Below are 18,769 nucleotides of genomic sequence, written 5' to 3'. Positions count from 1 at the left end.
AAATAGAAACTAAAATGGCACTAAATATTATTACAATAGGATTAAAATTACTGAGCGCTTATGCTATGCTTACATTTGCCCTTCCTAAACTACGTGGCTTAGCGGTAAGCGTAAAATCATTTACACAATTTGGCGAAGTTTTAGGTATAAGTGGCAAAGGCTTTATGCACTTTACCGGTACATTAGAATTGCTAACTGCATTGGTGTTATTGGCTTCTGTTTTTTTAAGTGAAAAAGCAGGGAACATTACTACAATAACGGGCTATATTTTGCTATTTGGTACTATGGCTGGAGCGTTGGTTACCGAATATTTTATAAGAGAAACTCCTGTGCCTATGTTGGTAAGCCTAGCTATTACGTTACTGCTTATTGCAGTTTCCCAACTGATTATAAAGTTTATATAAGAAGATTATTTATATACGTTTTTACATTTCTAAAATAAAAAATAGTTATAAATTGTAGGAAAATTTAACGCTTAAAACTAAAATGTGCATTTATACAGCCGTATTGGAGGAATAAACGCAATACATTGAGGTTATTGAGTAGTTGGCTGCAAGTTAAAAAATGATATGGGAAGACATAAAATGACAAAAGGTATTTGTAATATCTGCGGGATAAAAACTAATTTATCCTATGAACATGTGCCTCCTAAAGCTGCTTTTAATAAAAACACTAAATATGTTTCAATAAAGTTCGAAGATTACATTCAGTCTCGAAATTTAATGAAAGAAATCCCTAAAGGGAAGACGAAACAAGGCGGAATAGGATATAATTCATTTTGTGAAAAATGCAATAATTTTTTTGGAGCTAATTATGTAAATGCATATGTAAAATGGGTTAATGCGGGAGTTCAGTTGTTAGCTGATTCTGAGTTCGCTTCTTGTTATTTTGAAATTAAAAATATCGAACCGCTCTCAATTTTGAAACAAATAATTTCTATGTTTTTGGCTATAAATGATAATTCATTTAGTAATGATTTCAAAGAACTCTCTGAATTCGTAATTAATAAAGAAAGTAAAATTTTACCTGAAAAGTTTCAAATTTACACATATCTAACTCGAGCAGAAAGACTAAGGTATATGAAATACTCAGCTATAGGTGATTTAAATACCAGACAAACTGTATTATGCTCAGAAATGGCATACCCTCCTTTTGGTTATGTTTTAACAATCGACAGCAAAATAAATAAGAAATATCTGCGAAATATAACTGAGTTTAAAAACTATGATTTTAATGAAAATAAAGACTTTATAATGTCTTTGGCTCAATTGCCCACTTATACTATTTACTCTTTAGACTACAGAAGTAAGGATAAGCTCAATAATGACATTGAAAAAGCGAATAATCTTATGGATAACATTGATAAATTTAGAAAAGAAAATAGTTAAACCAGCAGCCAACAAGGTGTATAATTAATTGCGTCTGAATTTCCTTACCGGAAATTCAATCTTATTAATTATCTTTCCGAAATATCGGAAAATGACTCGCATCCTTTTCCGCAAAAAATCATACACAAATACGTTAGCAAACATATGAAACAAGCATTTTTTTTAATAGTCATCTCATTGCTTTTTTTATGTAGCTGCTCGAGTTTGAGTAGCGCTAAAAAAATTGGGGCCTTTGAGAAAACTCTCGGAGCGGACAACTCAAAAGTACTTTCTGATTATGTTCAGGCTTTCGAAACTCAAATACTAAAGAAAAAATATCCTACTCTAACAACTAATAAAGCCTATTCAGAACTATTATCTGAAAACCCCTACTCTATCGCATCGATGAAGCTTTACGAACTATTTACTGACTACAATTTGGATGAATACTTTGAAAGTCAATTGTGGCATGAAATATACGCGCCCGTTGACTCGGTTTTGATTGATAGTATAATTCTTAGAACAAAAAGTCAGTATGTTTATTTAAGTGAAAATGGGAAAAGAGTAATTGGAGAAGTTGGAGGTAGTTTTAAACCTAATATGGACATAGATTCTATTGTAAAAATAGAATTTGGAATTTGTCATTTTAATAATCAAGGTAAATATTGGCGCGCTATTGAGTCCATACAAAATGGAGTTCCATTTTTAGAGGAATTTTATGATACAAAAAATAAAGTAAGCCATATTAGTATTGGTCTATTTGATGATATGGTTAATCGGCACAAATTGGATTTAAACGATTATCTAGTTAGAAGAATAATAGCAGTTGAGCTAGGTAAATTTATTAATGACGCAAGAGTACCAAAAAAAAATACCCTTGCTAACATTGGCTATATCAAATAGGGCATAAAGTGCTATATTTAAAAACTTGGGCGTATTTTCGAAGTTCGCCAAATATAAAAATTCGGCTCTGTGTTAATCCTAAAAATTAGTGTCTTTTTACACGCTACGTTTTGTACACTAGTCCGTTAAGCACAATTAGAAAAAAATGAAAGTTGTAATCATCATTGGAATAGTTTTACTGGTTTTAGTTTCTGTCTGGTATGCCAAAAAAACTGGAATAAATTCTGAATTTCATAATAAACAAAAAGCGTTAGCTGTTTCTAACATCCTAGATAAACCCTTAGATTTTGGATATAAAATGGTTTGGATTGCTGTAAAAACAAATCAGAAAAAAAGACTTGCAGAAATTATTAAATTGAAAAAAACTAAACAAGCAAATTGGAAAAGCGGAATTGAAACCGCTTATGAAGATGGAATTTATATTACTCCACAAATTGGAGAATGGACTTTAATTACCGGAAACGGATTGGTAAATAAAAGAGATGATAAAGAAAATATGGCTGCTGTAGAAACCCTCTTAAATTATTTAAGTACGGAGTTTGGAGAAGCTCATTTTTTTGGCACCAACCGAGTTGTGGAGTACCATAGTTGGATGAAATCTAAGAATGGAAAAATGGAACAAATTTATTCGTATCTTGGAGAAAGTATGGAAAACATTAAAGTTTTTGGTGAACCGACTAAAGCAGAAGAAGGACTAAAATTATTCAACTCACTATCCGAGGACGCAAAAAATGAAGCATATTTTGAGCGTGAGGACTTGACTTATGCAGATGAAATGTTAGTTATGGAGATTGCCGAAAAATGGAGTGTAAACCCTACTAAATTATCTACACGAACCGACATAAAAAAAGAATTAGGACTAGCTGGTAAGTAATTGCTATAACTAAAAAAAACCATTGCACACGCCTTTAATGCTAGTGTTTATTATCATATTTTTTAAATTTAAAAAATATAATTATTACGAAAAACCTATTAAAACATTACCAATTCTACTACTATTTGTAACCTTTAGTGCGTTTAACACTAATGAAAAAATTTCTGAGACAAAGCCAAACGGACTAAAAATTGAAATTATATTTAACAGTAATTTACAGCCTGATAATTTAATTAGCATAAAGAAAAAATTAGCTTCTAACGGAATTACTCTTACTTACAAATCGTTTGATTTTAATGAGAATAACGAATTAATAGCCATTTCATATGATGTTGACTGTAATGATGGATTTAAAGGCGGAGGTGAAAAGAAAAATATTACCAGTAAAACCAAATGGGACTTTTTTAGAGATTATGCTGAAGATGCAGAAAGTCCGTTTGGAATAGACACTTTAAAATAGAAATTTATGAAAATAAAATTTACATCAATTTTAATTCTAATTACTCTTATTTCTTCATCTAGTTATGCCCAAAAAACAAAGAAGTTTAAAATGACCAAAGAAGTAAAGGAATTAGTAAAATTAGGTAAAGATTCTATTATTAAGCTTGCATTGCCTTTGGTGGATAAAAATGTAAGATTAGAAAACTTTTCTAAAACTAGCGTACAAAGCAATGGTAAAGAGCTTTACGTTATTTTTTACAATCCTGTTATGTACTTGCCTATAAACACCGTTTTTTATGATAATGCTAGCGTAAACTTAACTACAGCATCTGGTTCTAAAAGTACCGTTGCAAACCCACTGGACTTTAATAATCAAAAAAACATACCCTATTATGTACAAACAGAATCTATCAAAAAAAATATAGCGTTTGTATGTAATGCTATAGACTCCTTTAATTATTCAGATATAGCCGAGTTTAATGGTACAATGCGCATTTTAGAAAAAGAAGACTATTATGACATTAGTGTTGTGTCTGAAACGCAAGAATCTTGGTATAAAATTAAAAAAGTGACTGGTAAAATGTTTGATGAAGGTCACGCTCACCTAGAACCACCGTTAATTATAACGGATGAAGAAAACTCGTTTAAAGAAGTGCTTTTTAAGGAGTAAAAATGACACACAGAATTAAAAATGAATAAATTACTCTTACTATTTTTATTGTTTTTTCATTTTGCCATAGTTGCTCAAAACCAAGAATCTGTTTATAAAGAGATAGAAAAATCTATTTCTGAGGGCAATATTCTATTTCATCACATAGATACTAGTTTTACCTCCAACGAACTTGTAAATACAACTATAACCCAAGAAAAGGATATAAACAATTCTGAAAATGACATCTATTTTGTAAACAACAAGTACTACATCACCATTACCTCATCTGGAAAAAAAACTTTAGGTACTTATAAGTTTAAAGTACTTCACAAAATCCCTGTAATTATTCTTTTTGGCAGATCTGGTGCTCAGGATACAAACTACAAGGCTTTAGTTGTAAAACAGAATAATAATAAATATAAAGTTGATTGGAATCACAATAAGAATTACACATATACCCAAATAAGAAAAGCCCGCAAAGACTCTCTTATTTTAATTGATAACGAAATAGTTAGCGACATTAATTATCACAACCCAAATATTAGTTTTGATCTCCTTAACGCCAAAATAGGCGTTACTCTAAATGGAAAAAAAATTATTGATAATGTATGTGACTCCCTTAAAATTAATGGCGGTATAGCTGCCGTTTTCAACTCTGGCCAAACATCACTATATAATTTAAAAGGGAAATTACTGTGTAAAAATATAAAGTCATTTTATCCCTATTCAACTATATATCATCAAATTATAGATACAAAAAATGAAATGTATTTTATAGACACTTTAGGTTCAAAATATGATAAACCTACTAAGCAAAGGACTATTTGGGGTAATGATAGTGATTCAAATACGAATACAACATATTACGCTTATAAAAATAAAATTCTTAAAGTCAAGCATAAATCTTTTAGCCTATCAAAATACACAGAACTAAGCCGTAAAAAGCTTGACATTTTTGATAACTCTTCTCAATCTATTATGACAATGAGTATGCTAGAAGACGATTTTAAAAATATAAATCAGGATAAAAAATATTTAAAACTTAAAGAAATAGAGAATCTTGTTCGTAAAAAAAGGATTGAAGATTTATTTTTATTAAAAAAAGTATTTAAAGCTGACAAATACAGAGAAAAACTAAGCTATTACCTACTATCAGATATTACAACTACGACAATACAGCTACCTAAGGAATTTAAAAAAATAAGGTTTGTTAATAATAAAACAACAGAAATTAGTGCTGAAGATTATTGGTATTATAACGGTTTTTACAAACCACTTAAACCAAGTTATATTATTGTAAAAAAGAAAAAATTATTTGGAGTTTGGGACATAAAAGAAGAAAATACTATTCTTTTTAATTACAAAAACATTACCCCAAAAAAAGGAACTCACCTACTTTTAGAAAAAAATAATTTAGTTACGTACTACCCTTATATTGGTTTAACTTCAAAATATGAATATTTGAGTAATTACATAGAATATTACGCTAGGTTTAAATACCCTAATGGTAAAAAAGGATGGGTAAGCAGAAAAGGAATAGAGTATTACGATTAAAAAACAATAGGGCATCATAAATTAAAAAATCACTTAAACAATACCTCCTAAATTTCTTATTTCCCATACAACTATTCTATTAAAAAGGCGTTAGTTACTACTGTAGTGTATATACATTGCACTTAAACCAAACTGTAAAAAAAGAATATTTCTGCTTTTATAAAAACCAAAAAACCACCAAAAATTATGGGCTACATTAAATTAATCTTATTTGCTATTATGCTAGTTGTAGGTATTATAAGTATCATTAGCTATTACCAAGGCAAAGGAGATATGAAAAAGACACAAGCCAGTATTTTAGAAAACTTAAGCCATGATAGAGTCCTCACACAAAAAGAGACAGACACTTTAAAAAAACTATATAAGATTAAATTAGAACATAATACGCCTGTATATTCTATATCTGGTACTGTTGGCTATATTGTTTTTGAAACCAATGGTCAAGGTCAAAAAGAATGGCAAATTGGCGGTGTTATAATTGCTAATAAGTCTGCTAAAATTTTAGCTAAAAAAAATATTGCGCTTGAGCAGTTTATTGTAAACGATAAAGATGTAAATCCTAAAATAGAGGCGCTTAACAAAGAGTTAGAAGCCAATACAATAACTGAAGAAGAAGCTAACGCTAAAGCTAATATCATTTTTGAAAAGTATACAAACAACACTATAGAATTTGTAATAGCCAACCCATCTAAAAAAGAAAAACCTGTATACGTATTAAGTTACAAGAGTAATACTATGACTACTCCCGTTAATTTGCTAACGTAGTTTAGCAAAACAACCTATATAAACACTTCTATTTCAGCTACGGTATAACTCACTTCTTTTCTTTGGGGTTATACATTACAACAATCTGAATAATAATTGCTAAAAAAACAAGCATATAAATTTCTATTTGTGTAAATAGCTCTACCGAATCTACTGCACGTTTACTAATAGACATTTGCCTGCTACCCTCATTTAACTGTATTTTAGATAAATCACTAAGGTTAGTTTTTAAACTATTTATAGCGCTATTTACTTTAGATGTACTGTTATAACTAGAGTTTATAAACTTAGTTTCTGCATTTTGCAACACCTTAACGTTACTTTTAAAGTCGTTAAATACGGTTGCCTCCTTAGAAGTTAATTTTGTTTCTTCAAATCTAGAAATTAACGATTGTAAATTATCGTTTACTTTTAAATTACGGTTTTCATAAAAAGTACTATCCAATGTTTTAACCGCAACCTCTTTTTCTTGTACCAACTTTAACTTTTCAAAAATTAAATCGTTGGCTATTAATCTGTCTTCATAAATGGTTACAACAGAGTCTCTAACCCGCACAAAATTGTTTTTGTCAATTAAGTTTGTCATTATAATTAAGACAAAAATCATTAAAATTCCTAGAATCCATTTAAACTTGGCATAAAATCCCATTTTAGTTATTATTTACTGTATAAACTCTACGTGGTGGGTGTGTTAAGTTTATCTTACAAAATAAAAATACTAAAAATTAATATATATATCAACACTCAAATTAGACTTGTATAATTTATTTGCAAAAAATAACAGTCCTCAAATGCAAAAGCTGCATATAGTTAAACCAATAAAGCAAAGTAGTACTTAGTAACATATTATAAAGCCTAATTTTTTACTTAGATATTTAGCAATAATAGCAGCAACAAAAGGACTCCAAAAAAAATAATAAAAAAGGTATTTAGTGTAACATATAAATGTTATTTTTATTTTAAACGCTAATTTTATTGTTTTAACAAATTAATATGAATACAAAAAAGCTATTAATTATTTCTTTTCTGTTCTCTTTAATTGGCAGTATAGTAATTTTTATAAAATTAAGCTATTTTTTTTGGAAGTCAGATTTAGACTACTTAATATCCGCAGGTATAGTTATACTTGCAATTGCAGGTTTACTAGCTTTGTATACTTGTATACTATCTTCTATACACTTATACAATACTAATAAATTTAATTGGACTTGGGCATTAAGTACAATGCTGGCAATTTTTAACATCATTATATTTACCTATTATTTTCTACAAAAAAAATAAACAACTTCAACCAACAAAAAGTAAGATTTCTTGATATATGAAAAAACTTATACCCCTTATATTTTTAATCACAACTATTTGTAATGCACAACAAACAAAAATGAAAGAAAACCATAAGAACCATTTAGAAAAATTAAACTTAGCTGGAAAAGTAAAAAGCATAAAAGAGTTTACACAAAATAAAAATAATAGCGAATCTCCTCTTTTGAACATAGAAAAAGAGTTTAATGAAAATGGATTTTTATTAAAGGAAACCGTATTTTCTGGAGAAAAAATATACAGCATAACAACATACGATTATCTAAATAATAAATTAGACACCGAAACTGAAAAAATACTTGGATCTAGCGGCTATACAACGGTAAAAAAATATTTTTATAAAGAAAATGAGGTAGAAACCAAAACTTATGAAGATGATGAATTGGTAGAATCATCTATTACAAAAACGGACAAGAACAATAATATTATTTTTACAAAAAATAATAACCATTTATTTAATACCTATTGCGAGAAAAACTACGAGCATAATCAAAAAAACCAATTAACAACAGTAACAGAAAATTGCTATAACCAAGACGGCAAAAATTACAGTAATACCATTACTTATACTTACGCAGATGGTTTAGTTACAAAAATGAAGCATACAAACACGGTTGCAAATGATAACGTAGGGTTTGTTGAACATTATACTTATGACGGTTCTAAAAAATGTACAGAAATAGAGGTTTATGTAAACAATGTTTTAGAAAGCAAGCAGACTATGGCCTACCAAAACGGATTGTTACATGAACATCGTTTTTTTGAAAAAGGAAAAGAAACCAAATTTATAAGTTATGCTTATGACAACTTAAAAAATAGTAGTTCTAAAACTGTTAGCGAGATAGGATCGCTAGCAACCATTACTAAAGAGTACACTTACCAAATAACCTATTACAAATAGTAACCTAAATTAAATTATGAAAGTTACCACCAAAAAAAATGAACAAGTCGCAAATATGATTTTTGCTTCTATTTATCCTCACTATTTAAGTAGAATAGAAAAAAACGGGCGAACAAAAGAAGAGTTAGACCAAGTAATAGAATGGTTTACTGGTTTTAACGCTACTACCTTACAAAACCTTATTGATGAAAAAGTAACGTTTAAAGCTTTTTTTGACAAAGCTAAAATTCACCCTAATGAACATTTAATTAAAGGTGTTGTTTGTGGTTACCGTATAGAAGAAATAGAAGAAGAGTTTAAACTATACAAACAATGCAGGCAAATGGAAAAACTAATTGATGAATTGGCAAAAGGGCGTAAAATGGAGAAGATTTTACGAAAAGAAAAAAAATAACTTATACCTTTAGTTTTTGTTTTAATTTCTTTGAAATTACTACAGTACAAACAAGTTTACCTATTTATAAAAACTTTATTTTTCACGTAACTTTTATTTTATGTCTACGCTAGAGCATCAACTAAAAAACCCTGTTTGGTCTTCTTTACAAGAAACACATAAAAAATTTGCGGTTGAGTTTAACAACGTACAATTTTACAATTCTGAAGTTTGCACTTTTGGGACTTTTTTTGATGAAAACAATACTGCAGAAGCTGCTAATGAGTACATAAAAACGTCTGATAGTTTTTTTTATGTCTCAGAAAATTTAACTCCTGTGATAGATGAAACCAAAGTAGAATTCACTAAAAAAATTGATGGATGCCAAATGGTTTTAGACTCCCTAACCAATGTTAATATAACTGAAGAAATAGTACTACTAGACGAAACTTTTAGTGAAGAAATTTATGATTTAGTTTGGTTGGTTATGCCTGGTTACTACAGAAAAAGAACCTTTGAAATGGGCAAGTACTTTGGTATATTTAAAAACGGTAAACTGGTTTCTATAGCTGGCCAACGTTTACAAAGTAACCTTTTTATAGAGGTTAGCGCTGTTGTTACACATCCTAATTACACCAGAAGAGGATTAGCAAAACAGTTAATTGCACACAACACTAAAGAAATTTTAAAAGAAAACAAAACACCCATTTTACATACCAATAAAGGAAACCCCGCTATAGCGCTATATCAAAAATTAGGATATACTTTAACAAGAGATATGAACTGGTGGTTGTACACTAAAAAATAAACTACCACACATTACACACAATTGCAACAAGTACCTGTTAAAATACAATTTGTACTGCTAACACTATATCCTTTTGGGGTGGTATATTCTACAGGTATTTGCAAACATTCTATAGTATCACAACGTACACACCTAAAATGAAAATGAGGCTTTACCTCCTCCTCGTTTTCGCATTTTTTACAAATAGCAAAATATTGTTTGCCATCTTCTGCAACAATTTTATGCACCAAACCATCTTCGCAAAACCTATTTAATACCCTGTAAATTGTAGCCCTGTTTATAGCAATATCTAACTGCTTCTCTATAGCATCTTGGCTAAGTGCTTTTTTTGAGCCAGACAGTAATTTTAAAACCGCTTCTTTAGCTGGTGTATTTCTTCTATTCATTTTATTGCGATTAATTCGCAATAATACAAAAATTTATCTATATTTGTTATTAATTGCAACAATGTTGCATTAATGTAAAATTATGATCAGGAGAGCTGTTATTAAGACTTTTGCAATTTCTGGTATTGCCATTACGGTGCAAAATCCTTTATGGAACTTTTCTAAATACGTGTATAAAATGAATAAAACAGATTTTGATGTTGTAATTATTGGCGGAAGCTACGCAGGTTTGTCTGCTGCTATGGCCTTAGGTAGATCGTTAAAAAAAACGTTAGTTATTGATGCTGGCAAACCTTGCAATGCACAAACGCCACACGCTCACAATTTTTTGAGCCAAGATGGTAGTAAGCCTGGTGAAATTTTAAAAATTGGAAAAGAACAACTAGCAGCCTACAACAGTGTTACTTACCACAACGGATTTGTGGTTAACGCTAAAAAAACCAATGCTATTTTTAGTGTAACTACAGACAATGAAAAAGTATTTACTGCTAAAAAAATAATTATTGCCACAGGTATTAAAGACCTATTGCCCAATATACAAGGCTTTTCTTCTTGTTGGGGCATATCTGTAATACATTGCCCATACTGCCATGGTTATGAGTACAAAAATAAAAAAACAGCTATAATTGCTAACGGAGATAGGGCTTTTCATTTGGCATCATTAGTAAATAACTTAACTAATAACAGTACAATTATTACTATGGGCAAAAATAATTTTAGTGATGAAGAACTTAAAAAACTAAAACAACATAATATTAAAATTAACGAAAAAGAGATTGAAACCATTGTGCATGCAAACGGTCAGTTAGAAAAAATTGAATTTAAAGACGGTAGCTCTGAAAATTATGATTGTGCTTATGCAGATGTACCTTTTAAACAAAGCACTAATATTGCAGAACAACTAGGCTGTAAACTTACAGAAAACGGACATATTGAGGTAAACCCTATGCAAAAAACTACAGTAGATGGTGTGTATGCTTGCGGAGACAACAGCTCTAGACTACGTGCTTTATCTAGTGCAGTTTATACTGGTAACTTAGCGGGCGCAATGCTAAATAACGAATTAACTCAAGAAAATTTTTAAATGTAGTAAAAAACCAGGCAACAAAATGGTCTACAATTGCGTCTATTAAGTAAACATACAATACCATAAAATTTGTAATGGCCAACCCATCTAAAAAGGAAAAACCTGTTTACTTATTAAGTTACAAGAGTAATGACATAATTAGTCCCTTTAATTTGCTAACTTAGTTTAGCAAAACTAACCTATGAAAACATTTTTAATTTTTATTTTATCCATAAGTACAATGGGGTCTTTTGCTCAAAAAAAAGACTCACTAATTTCTGCTTTTGGAATTAATTTAAAACTGTATAAAAATAGAAATACAAACACTTTTGAGGTACATAAGAATGATGAAAAAGTGATTTTTAAAAACCTAAAAATAGCTGTACGTTTAAATGGCTTTTTACAAGTTTTAGATGAAAAAAATAATATGTTTTACATTAATGAAGAAGGCTCCAAAGTAGAAGAAGCTAACTTAATAATAGAAGTTTGTGGTACAGTACCAAATTACACGTATGAAATTATAAAAAGAGACAATACATATATTGTAACAGAACTTGTAGGCTATGATGGCGAAGAAAACCTTGCTGCCAAAGAAATTGGAAGTATAAGTGCTGCTGGAATTGACAAAATTAATTTCTCAAATGGAACAAAAAAAGTAACGTTTGATGCTAACGAATCTATGTTTTACGCCACAGAAACATTCTTAAATGCTGTACTAATTAGCAAAGGCAAAAAAAAAGGTGTTTTATATAACAATACCGTAAATTATTATGATGCCGTAACCGCTGCTAATGGCATTTTAAAAGTACAGACAAACAATAAAGTTGGGTACTATAACATTACAGAAGTTAAATACAAAGACTTAGCACCTTTTGTTAACGGACTGGCTAAATTTACAACCACCAACAATAAAACAGGTTATATAGACGCTAACGGGAACGAGTATTACAATTAAATCTGCTAAAAAGTAACTCTAAAATTGTACCTTAGATTACTATGATTGCTATTTTATATCAAAAAAATCTTCCTCCTATAAGAGACGGAATACAAAAACCAATGAAACCAGATGGATACTCAGACAGTGGTGCTGATATTGCTTGTGAACTACACAACAACAGTATAAAAATTAGTACTCCTGTAGATAACCCATCTATAGAGAACAATTTAGATTGGGTTTTTCCTGATACTGAAGAAGGTATACAAAATGCCATAAATAAAGGCGCTACCGTTTTTTGGTTAAACACCATATTGTACAAAACGCACCCTATAGAAAAGTTTTTTAACTTAAATAATTACTTTGTTGGGCAATTACCTAGCGTGGTAGATATTTACGATGATAAATGGACAACCAATAAGTTGTTAAAAGAAAACGGAATTTTAATTCCAGAAACAACCTTAATAACAGAAGGTGATACCATTAATTACAAAGGTGATTTCCCCATAGTTGTTAAGCCTATTAGAGGAAGAGGTAGCCAAGGTGTTTCTCTGGTTAAAAACGAAAAAGAATTAAATGCAAAATTGTCTAGTTTATTTTTAAGCAAACAGTATGGAACATCTGTTTATTTAGAACAATTTTTAAGCGGACAAGAAATAACCATTACAGTAATGCCGTCTGGTAGTTACATTATAAATAATAATAAAAAACAATTTACTACGGCCTGGTGCCTACCTCCTGTTAAACGCTTTAACCACCAAAACGGAATTGCACCATACAACGGAACTGTTGCTGTTATTAAAAATAGTGCACTATTAGATAACAGTGAACGTAATTCTAACCAAATTATAGCTGTTTGTAAGCAGTGTGAAAAAGTGGCCGAATTGCTACACATTAAAGCCCCCATACGAATAGATTGTAGAGCAGATGAAAAAGGAAATTACTATTTATTTGATGTAAATATGAAGCCTAATATGACAGGACCATCTAGACCACAAAGAAAAAACCAAGATAGCTTGTCTTCATTAGCCGCTAGAGGTATTGGTTGGAATTATTTTGATTTGCTAAAAAATATGTTAAATCAAAAATGGACAGCTAATTTATAGCTGAAGAGCTAAAAAATAATAAAATTCCTAATTTAAAAACAGTACATTAAGCATAAAGGTTTGGCAAAAAACTTTAAAAACATAGCATATCTTAACCACGGAAACCAACGGCAAAAACTGGCTTTTTATGAGTTAAACCACTATAAAATTCTAGAAAAACTTAAAAAATACAATCCTATTTTAACTGGCACAATACCAATTGAGATTGATATTGCAGAAAGTGATTTAGATATTATCTGCGAATGTAAAAATCACGCTGAGTTTTTGGCATACCTACAACAAGAGTTTTCTACTTTTAAAAACTTTAAGGTACACACTACTTTACAAAACAACATTGCTGCCACTATTGCCGAGTTTAAAACGGAGCATTTTTTAGTTGAAATATTTGGTCAAGATATTCCAACTACCAAGCAAAATGCTTACCGACATATGGTTGTAGAACATCATATTTTACAAAAAAAAGGAGCTGACTTTAAGCAACAAATAAGAGAATTAAAAGTTAACGGCATAAAAACCGAACCCGCTTTTGCTAAATTACTGGGCTTAAAAGGAGATCCGTATGTAGCATTATTAGAGCTTGAAGAAAAAGATTGATAAAATACCATCTATTCAAGCAACGTTACAAGCATAATTAGCGTCTATTAAGTAAACAAACCAACTAAGACCAAAATTATGACCAAAAAACAGTTCTGGAATCAGCTTTTACTTTTTGTTACGGCTTTACTTTTAATTTTAATTGCAAGAGAGTCCTTATCATACCTTTTTATTCAAAAAAACATTGAATCCTATGCCATACACACACTTTTAAATATTTGTGCCAATTTAATTTTAATTGTTGTTTCGTACTTTTTTATTCAAAAAAATAAGCTCGGTAAATTAGCAGGACTCCAAAAAGGGAACGTAAACAAATGGTATCTGCTGTTATTTCCGCTTTTGTATTTAGTGTTATTAAATGTATTAATTATAGATGTTGTAGACATACAAACATTGTTGCCTAACGTTTTCTTATTTTTGTTTTACTCTATATCTATAGGGTTTGCAGAAGAGTTAAGCATTAGAGGCTTTTTACAGTCGCACCTTATAAATTACTTAGGCAACAGCCGTAAAAACACTATTATTTCTGTGTTTTTAGCTGCCTTATTTTTTGGTGCTATACATTTATTAAATTTTGATACCGGAATTTATGGCGAGTTAGCACAGCTTATTTACGCTACTTTTATTGGGGTAATGTTTGGTTTTTTACTTGTGATAACAAAAAGATTATACCCCTTAATTATAGTACACGCAATAATAGATTTTGTAGCAGATTTAGATGTGGTAGGTATGCCTATTAAAGAAAAAATTAGCGAATTAATGTCCTTAGAGACTGCTGCACTTATTACAGTATTAGCTTTGCCTTGCTTTATTTACGGCTTGTTTTTAATGAAAAAATACAAGCTTACAGCAACTACTATTCATAATGCTTAAAAAAGCATTACTTTTTAGATAATAATGCATACACCAACTCTTTGGTTAGGGCTTTGCCTGCTGCTTTTTCTCTTAAAACACTAAAAGGATACTTAAAGTTACAACCCGTTTTGTACGCACTACAACCATAGGCTGTTTTACCTTTTAGTACAGTTCCTGTTTTGCATTGCGGACACGGCATTGGATCTGTAACTGTAGTTTGTTTTTGTTTTGGTGCTACTTTTTTTTCTTCTAACACCAACTCAAAATCATCATTAAAACGCAACAAACCTTCTTTGGTTCCGTGCTCGGTTTTAAAACCTTTTAGGTTAACAGTACAACCTTTATCTAATAATCGTAAATACTGTTTTTCAGATATTTTTTTATCCATATACACAAAAGGCAATACCATTTTACACCCTGTTTTATAGGCGCTACAACCGTAAGCAGTTTTGCCCTTTAACAACACACCTTGTTTGCATTTAGGGCACGTTTTACCTTGTACAGAGGTAATTTTCTTTTCTTTTACAGGTTTTGCAGCTTTTTCTGTGGCTGCATGCGAAATTTTAATGTGTTTTTGTTCAATACGGACTTCATACACCAAATCGTCAATCATTTTTTTCATGTTGTTGATAAAAACACCTGCATGAAAATTCCCGCTTTCAATTTGTTTTAATTGTTTTTCCCACATACCCGTAAGCTCGGCAGAGGTTAACAATTTATTTTTTATAATGCCTATAAGTTGTATGCCTGTTTGGGTTGGTAGCAATTGCTTTTTTTTACGCTCTATGTATTTGCGCCTAAAAAGTGTTTCTATAATATTTGCTCTGGTAGACGGTCTTCCTATACCGTTTTCCTTCATTAACTCTCGCATTTCATCATCATCTACCTGCTTGCCTGCGGTTTCCATAGCACGTAGTAAACTAGCCTCTGTGTATTGCTTTGGTGGTTTGGTTTCTTTTTCTAAAAACGAAGGTTCATGCGGTCCTTTTTCTCCTTTTTCAAAAGATGGTAAAATACCTTTCTCTGGCTTATTTTTAGCATCCGGATTTTCAAAAACAACACGCCAGCCCTTTTTTAAAATTTCTTTACCAGTTGTTTTAAAAGGCACTGTGTCTGTTTTACCTAATACCGTTGTATTTGCCACCTCACAATCTGGATAAAAAACAGCAATAAAACGTTTGGTAATAATATCATACACCAACTGTTGGTTGTGCTGTAAATTTATTTGCACACCAGTAGGTATAATAGCGTGGTGGTCTGTTACTTTTTTATCGTTAAAAACCTTGGCAGATTTTCTAATTTTACCCGCCAAAACAACTTGCGTAAGATTTTGGTAATTGGTTAACTTTTGTAAAATTCCGGCTACTTTTGGGTAAATATCATTAGGTAAAAAGGTAGTATCTACCCTTGGGTAGGTTACCACTTTTTGCTCGTATAATTTTTGTACTATTTTTAAAGTTTCATCTGCAGAAAAACCAAATTTTGTATTGCAATACACCTGCAAGCCAGTAAGGTCAAACAACTTAGGCGCATATTCCTTGCCCTTTTTTTTGGTGGTAGACACAATTTCAAAATCGTTTTCTTTTACTTTTGCAGCAAAAGCCTCTCCTTCTTCTTTCTTTAAAAACCTTCCTTTTTCGCAATTAAACAGTGTGTCTCTGTACAATGTTTGTAGCTCCCAATACGGTTGTGGCTTAAAATTTTCTATTTCATGGTACCTATTCACAATCATAGCTAAAGTAGGTGTTTGCACACGCCCTACAGATAACATTTGCTTGTAACCACCGTGTTTTACGGTGTACAAACGTGTAGCGTTAATACCCAAAAGCCAATCTCCTATGGCTCTAGAAAAACCTGCGTAGTATAAATTGTCATATTTGGTAGCAGGTTGTAGTTTTTGAAACCCTTCCTTTATTGCCTCTGTTGTTAAAGACGATATCCATAAGCGTTGCACCTCTCCTTTGTACGCTGCTTGGTCTATAACCCAACGCTGTATAAGTTCTCCTTCTTGCCCAGCATCACCACAGTTAATTACTACAGTAGCTTGGTCAAATAATTTTTTTACAATTTTAAACTGTTTTTGTATGCCAGACTCTTGTACTACTTTGGTTTTAAACTTATTGGGCAGCATTGGCAAGTTGTTAAGGTCCCAACTTTTCCAGTGTGGTTTATAGTCGTTAGGCTCACAAAGTGTGCATAAATGGCCAAAAGTATAGGTTACTGCATAGCCATTACCCATAAAATACCCATCATGCTTTGTATTAGCACCTAATACAGTAGCAATTTCACGGGCAACACTTGGTTTTTCTGCAATACAAACTTTCATAACAAGGCGTAAAAATAGGATTTTATTGGTGGAAGTATTTATAGTTGGTGCATAAAAAAATTAACAAAAAAAAGTAGTAGTAAAAATTTTGTGCATAACGTATGTAAAAAATAACCAACCATACTAAAAAATATACCAATTACACATTTCCGTAATTGTAGTATAAAAAATAGTTTTACATTGTAGGAAAATTAAACAACAAAAAATAAACTAGTAAGCTAAATGTGCGTTTACTCACCCATATTGGCGGAATAAACGCAATAAATTGAGTTTATATATAGTTGTACCTCATTAAAAAATAAGATTGTGAAAAACATTATTACTTTAATAATCCTAACTCTTTCAATCTCAATGTATGCTCAAAAACCAAGAGCGAGAGATTTAGGGATTCAATTTGAGGGGATTACAGGAAAATATAATGCAATAACTGATGTTAAAGGTGTATCAGTTGGACATTCTACCATTATTTCAGGAAACGGAAAGAATGAATTAGGAAAAGGACCAATCCGAACTGGAGTGACTGCAATATTCCCTAGTGGAAAAAAGAAAAAACCCTTGTATGCAAACTGGTATAGCCTAAATGGAAACGGAGAAATGACTGGAACAACTTGGATTACTGAATCAGGATTTTTAGAAACACCAATAATGCTAACCAATACATTTAGTGTCGGAAAGGTTAGACAAGCAACTTTAAAATGGATGGTAGATTCTTCTTGGAGTAAAGAAGATTGGTGGTGGGCATTTCCTGTTGTAGCAGAAACTTATGACGGATTTTTAAACGACATCTACGGGTTTCAAATACAAGAAAAAAATGTTTTAGAAGCTATTAACAATACTACTACAAATAAAGTAGAAGAAGGAAATGTTGGAGGAGGAACTGGGATGATGAGCTTTGGTTTTAAAGGAGGAATTGGAACTTCTTCTCGAGTTTTAAAATTTCCAGATACAACATATACTGTTGGAGTTTTAGTTCAATCAAATTTTGGAGATAAAAGAAGATTTAGAATTGATGGAGTTCCTATTGGAAAAGAATTAAAAGACACTTTAAATCCTAAATACAAAGCACCACCAAAGTCAAGAAGAAAAAATGGAGATGGTTCAATAATCGTAGTTGTTGCAACTGATGTCCCGTTACTTCCTTATCAGTTAAAAAGAATTTCTAAACGAGTGCCAATAGGAATTGGGAAATTAGGCGGAATTGGAGCAAATGGTTCTGGAGATATTTTTATCGCATTTTCAACAGCAAATCAGGAAGCATATATTAGAGAAGGAAAAACTACCGTTGAGACAGTATCTAATGACTGGATGAATGATATTTTTGATGCTACAATTCAAGCAGTTGAAGAAGCTATAATTAATGCTATGGTTTCTGCTGAAACAATGGAAGGAATTAACGGAAACAAAGTTTATGCTCTACCACACGACAAATTAATTGAGTTAATGAAAAAATATAATCGAATAAAATAACGAGGCACAACAATGGCTAAAATTAATACGGGTTTTGGTGCTTAACCCAAAGTTTAGTGTATTTTTATAAAGTCCGC

At 30.9% G+C, this 18,769-nt stretch carries 21 protein-coding genes; 18 read left to right on the top strand and 3 right to left on the bottom strand.

The features are described from left to right. Positions 1-14: 14 nt before the first annotated feature. The 8 genes from KLA_RS11520 to KLA_RS11485 all read left to right on the top strand — a co-directional run bounded on the left by KLA_RS11520 (position 15) and on the right by KLA_RS11485 (position 6,556). Positions 15-404, top strand: a complete 390-nt coding sequence (locus KLA_RS11520; RefSeq protein WP_034646025.1) for a DoxX family protein — start codon at positions 15-17, stop codon at positions 402-404. A 165-nt stretch (positions 405-569) separates the two neighbouring features. Next, entirely contained in the window at positions 570-1,388 is an 819-nt protein-coding gene (locus tag KLA_RS11515; RefSeq protein WP_034646023.1) for a hypothetical protein, read from the top strand. Positions 1,389-1,532: 144 nt separating this feature from the next. Further along, positions 1,533-2,270: a hypothetical protein gene (locus tag KLA_RS11510; RefSeq protein WP_034646021.1), complete on the top strand. Its 738-nt coding sequence runs from the start codon at positions 1,533-1,535 to the stop codon at positions 2,268-2,270. 145 nt (positions 2,271-2,415) lie between these two features. Then, positions 2,416-3,144: a hypothetical protein gene (locus tag KLA_RS11505; RefSeq protein ID WP_034646019.1), complete on the top strand. Its 729-nt coding sequence runs from the start codon at positions 2,416-2,418 to the stop codon at positions 3,142-3,144. Positions 3,145-3,181: 37 nt separating this feature from the next. Then, on the top strand, positions 3,182-3,604 hold the full coding sequence (locus KLA_RS11500; protein WP_034646017.1) for a hypothetical protein: 423 nt from the start codon (positions 3,182-3,184) through the stop codon (positions 3,602-3,604). Positions 3,605-3,610: 6 nt separating this feature from the next. Beyond that, positions 3,611-4,255: a hypothetical protein gene (locus tag KLA_RS11495; protein ID WP_034646015.1), complete on the top strand. Its 645-nt coding sequence runs from the start codon at positions 3,611-3,613 to the stop codon at positions 4,253-4,255. A gap of 21 nt (positions 4,256-4,276) precedes the next feature. Continuing rightward, on the top strand, positions 4,277-5,791 hold the full coding sequence (locus tag KLA_RS11490; protein ID WP_034646013.1) for a hypothetical protein: 1,515 nt from the start codon (positions 4,277-4,279) through the stop codon (positions 5,789-5,791). 186 nt (positions 5,792-5,977) lie between these two features. After that, positions 5,978-6,556 carry a hypothetical protein gene (locus tag KLA_RS11485; protein WP_034646011.1) on the top strand — a complete coding sequence of 193 codons (579 nt, stop codon included), beginning with the start codon at positions 5,978-5,980 and terminating at the stop codon, positions 6,554-6,556. Positions 6,557-6,605: 49 nt separating this feature from the next. On the opposite strand, the gene KLA_RS11480 is transcribed toward KLA_RS11485, so the two are convergent. After that, complete coding sequence (locus KLA_RS11480; protein WP_235183553.1) at positions 6,606-7,142, bottom strand: MCP four helix bundle domain-containing protein; 537 nt, start codon at positions 7,140-7,142, stop codon at positions 6,606-6,608. Between the two features lie 407 nt (positions 7,143-7,549). On the opposite strand from KLA_RS11480, the gene KLA_RS11475 reads away from it, so the two are divergent. The 4 genes from KLA_RS11475 (at position 7,550) to KLA_RS11460 (ending at position 9,958) form a co-directional block, all read left to right on the top strand. After that, positions 7,550-7,837, top strand: a complete 288-nt coding sequence (locus KLA_RS11475; RefSeq protein WP_034646007.1) for a hypothetical protein — start codon at positions 7,550-7,552, stop codon at positions 7,835-7,837. Positions 7,838-7,937: 100 nt separating this feature from the next. Then, a complete protein-coding gene (locus tag KLA_RS11470) occupies positions 7,938-8,777 on the top strand; it encodes a hypothetical protein (RefSeq protein WP_034646005.1) in 840 nt (279 codons plus the stop codon). A 16-nt stretch (positions 8,778-8,793) separates the two neighbouring features. Next, a complete protein-coding gene (locus KLA_RS11465; protein ID WP_013620514.1) occupies positions 8,794-9,171 on the top strand; it encodes a DUF2200 domain-containing protein in 378 nt (125 codons plus the stop codon). 100 nt (positions 9,172-9,271) lie between these two features. Continuing rightward, complete coding sequence (locus KLA_RS11460) at positions 9,272-9,958, top strand: GNAT family N-acetyltransferase (protein ID WP_034646003.1); 687 nt, start codon at positions 9,272-9,274, stop codon at positions 9,956-9,958. 11 nt (positions 9,959-9,969) lie between these two features. Here the strand turns inward: KLA_RS11460 and KLA_RS11455 are convergent, their stop codons facing one another. Beyond that, on the bottom strand, positions 9,970-10,344 hold the full coding sequence (locus KLA_RS11455) for a Fur family transcriptional regulator (RefSeq protein WP_034646001.1): 375 nt from the start codon (positions 10,342-10,344) through the stop codon (positions 9,970-9,972). An 82-nt stretch (positions 10,345-10,426) separates the two neighbouring features. On the opposite strand from KLA_RS11455, the gene KLA_RS11450 reads away from it, so the two are divergent. The 5 genes from KLA_RS11450 to KLA_RS11430 all read left to right on the top strand — a co-directional run bounded on the left by KLA_RS11450 (position 10,427) and on the right by KLA_RS11430 (position 14,917). Next, entirely contained in the window at positions 10,427-11,428 is a 1,002-nt protein-coding gene (locus KLA_RS11450; RefSeq protein WP_084470720.1) for an NAD(P)/FAD-dependent oxidoreductase, read from the top strand. A gap of 184 nt (positions 11,429-11,612) precedes the next feature. Next, positions 11,613-12,365 carry a hypothetical protein gene (locus KLA_RS11445; RefSeq protein ID WP_034645998.1) on the top strand — a complete coding sequence of 251 codons (753 nt, stop codon included), beginning with the start codon at positions 11,613-11,615 and terminating at the stop codon, positions 12,363-12,365. A gap of 41 nt (positions 12,366-12,406) precedes the next feature. Then, the gene (locus KLA_RS11440; protein WP_034645995.1) at positions 12,407-13,450 is read left to right on the top strand and encodes an ATP-grasp domain-containing protein; all 1,044 of its coding nucleotides are present in this window, start codon (positions 12,407-12,409) and stop codon (positions 13,448-13,450) included. Between the two features lie 60 nt (positions 13,451-13,510). After that, on the top strand, positions 13,511-14,044 hold the full coding sequence (locus tag KLA_RS11435) for a DUF4269 domain-containing protein (protein WP_034645993.1): 534 nt from the start codon (positions 13,511-13,513) through the stop codon (positions 14,042-14,044). A 78-nt stretch (positions 14,045-14,122) separates the two neighbouring features. Further along, complete coding sequence (locus tag KLA_RS11430) at positions 14,123-14,917, top strand: CPBP family intramembrane glutamic endopeptidase (RefSeq protein WP_013620521.1); 795 nt, start codon at positions 14,123-14,125, stop codon at positions 14,915-14,917. A gap of 7 nt (positions 14,918-14,924) precedes the next feature. Here KLA_RS11430 and KLA_RS11425 read toward each other — a convergent pair whose 3' ends face one another. Beyond that, positions 14,925-17,225, bottom strand: coding sequence for a DNA topoisomerase 3 (locus KLA_RS11425; protein ID WP_034645991.1), 2,301 nt, complete (start codon positions 17,223-17,225; stop codon positions 14,925-14,927). A 351-nt stretch (positions 17,226-17,576) separates the two neighbouring features. On the opposite strand from KLA_RS11425, the gene KLA_RS11420 reads away from it, so the two are divergent. Then, positions 17,577-18,692: a P1 family peptidase gene (locus KLA_RS11420; protein WP_051456097.1), complete on the top strand. Its 1,116-nt coding sequence runs from the start codon at positions 17,577-17,579 to the stop codon at positions 18,690-18,692. Positions 18,693-18,769 lie beyond the last annotated feature (77 nt).

The organism is Cellulophaga geojensis KL-A, assembly GCF_000568425.1.
GTDB lineage: Bacteria > Bacteroidota > Bacteroidia > Flavobacteriales > Flavobacteriaceae > Cellulophaga > Cellulophaga lytica.
This window is presented reverse-complemented; position numbering and strand designations above follow the sequence as displayed.

Excerpts from the sequence above, each read along its gene's own strand:
- KLA_RS11520 (WP_034646025.1), top strand. The coding sequence starts at position 15 with ATGGCACTAAATATTATTACAATAGGATTAAAATTACTGAGCGCTTAT.
- KLA_RS11515 (WP_034646023.1), top strand. The coding sequence starts at position 570 with ATGGGAAGACATAAAATGACAAAAGGTATTTGTAATATCTGCGGGATA.
- KLA_RS11510 (WP_034646021.1), top strand. The coding sequence starts at position 1,533 with ATGAAACAAGCATTTTTTTTAATAGTCATCTCATTGCTTTTTTTATGT.
- KLA_RS11505 (WP_034646019.1), top strand. The coding sequence starts at position 2,416 with ATGAAAGTTGTAATCATCATTGGAATAGTTTTACTGGTTTTAGTTTCT.
- KLA_RS11500 (WP_034646017.1), top strand. The coding sequence starts at position 3,182 with ATGCTAGTGTTTATTATCATATTTTTTAAATTTAAAAAATATAATTAT.
- KLA_RS11495 (WP_034646015.1), top strand. The coding sequence starts at position 3,611 with ATGAAAATAAAATTTACATCAATTTTAATTCTAATTACTCTTATTTCT.
- KLA_RS11490 (WP_034646013.1), top strand. The coding sequence starts at position 4,277 with ATGAATAAATTACTCTTACTATTTTTATTGTTTTTTCATTTTGCCATA.
- KLA_RS11485 (WP_034646011.1), top strand. The coding sequence starts at position 5,978 with ATGGGCTACATTAAATTAATCTTATTTGCTATTATGCTAGTTGTAGGT.
- KLA_RS11480 (WP_235183553.1), bottom strand. The coding sequence starts at position 7,142 with ATGACAAACTTAATTGACAAAAACAATTTTGTGCGGGTTAGAGACTCT.
- KLA_RS11475 (WP_034646007.1), top strand. The coding sequence starts at position 7,550 with ATGAATACAAAAAAGCTATTAATTATTTCTTTTCTGTTCTCTTTAATT.
- KLA_RS11470 (WP_034646005.1), top strand. The coding sequence starts at position 7,938 with ATGAAAGAAAACCATAAGAACCATTTAGAAAAATTAAACTTAGCTGGA.
- KLA_RS11465 (WP_013620514.1), top strand. The coding sequence starts at position 8,794 with ATGAAAGTTACCACCAAAAAAAATGAACAAGTCGCAAATATGATTTTT.
- KLA_RS11460 (WP_034646003.1), top strand. The coding sequence starts at position 9,272 with ATGTCTACGCTAGAGCATCAACTAAAAAACCCTGTTTGGTCTTCTTTA.
- KLA_RS11455 (WP_034646001.1), bottom strand. The coding sequence starts at position 10,344 with ATGAATAGAAGAAATACACCAGCTAAAGAAGCGGTTTTAAAATTACTG.
- KLA_RS11450 (WP_084470720.1), top strand. The coding sequence starts at position 10,427 with ATGATCAGGAGAGCTGTTATTAAGACTTTTGCAATTTCTGGTATTGCC.
- KLA_RS11445 (WP_034645998.1), top strand. The coding sequence starts at position 11,613 with ATGAAAACATTTTTAATTTTTATTTTATCCATAAGTACAATGGGGTCT.
- KLA_RS11440 (WP_034645995.1), top strand. The coding sequence starts at position 12,407 with ATGATTGCTATTTTATATCAAAAAAATCTTCCTCCTATAAGAGACGGA.
- KLA_RS11430 (WP_013620521.1), top strand. The coding sequence starts at position 14,123 with ATGACCAAAAAACAGTTCTGGAATCAGCTTTTACTTTTTGTTACGGCT.
- KLA_RS11425 (WP_034645991.1), bottom strand. The coding sequence starts at position 17,225 with ATGAAAGTTTGTATTGCAGAAAAACCAAGTGTTGCCCGTGAAATTGCT.
- KLA_RS11420 (WP_051456097.1), top strand. The coding sequence starts at position 17,577 with ATGTATGCTCAAAAACCAAGAGCGAGAGATTTAGGGATTCAATTTGAG.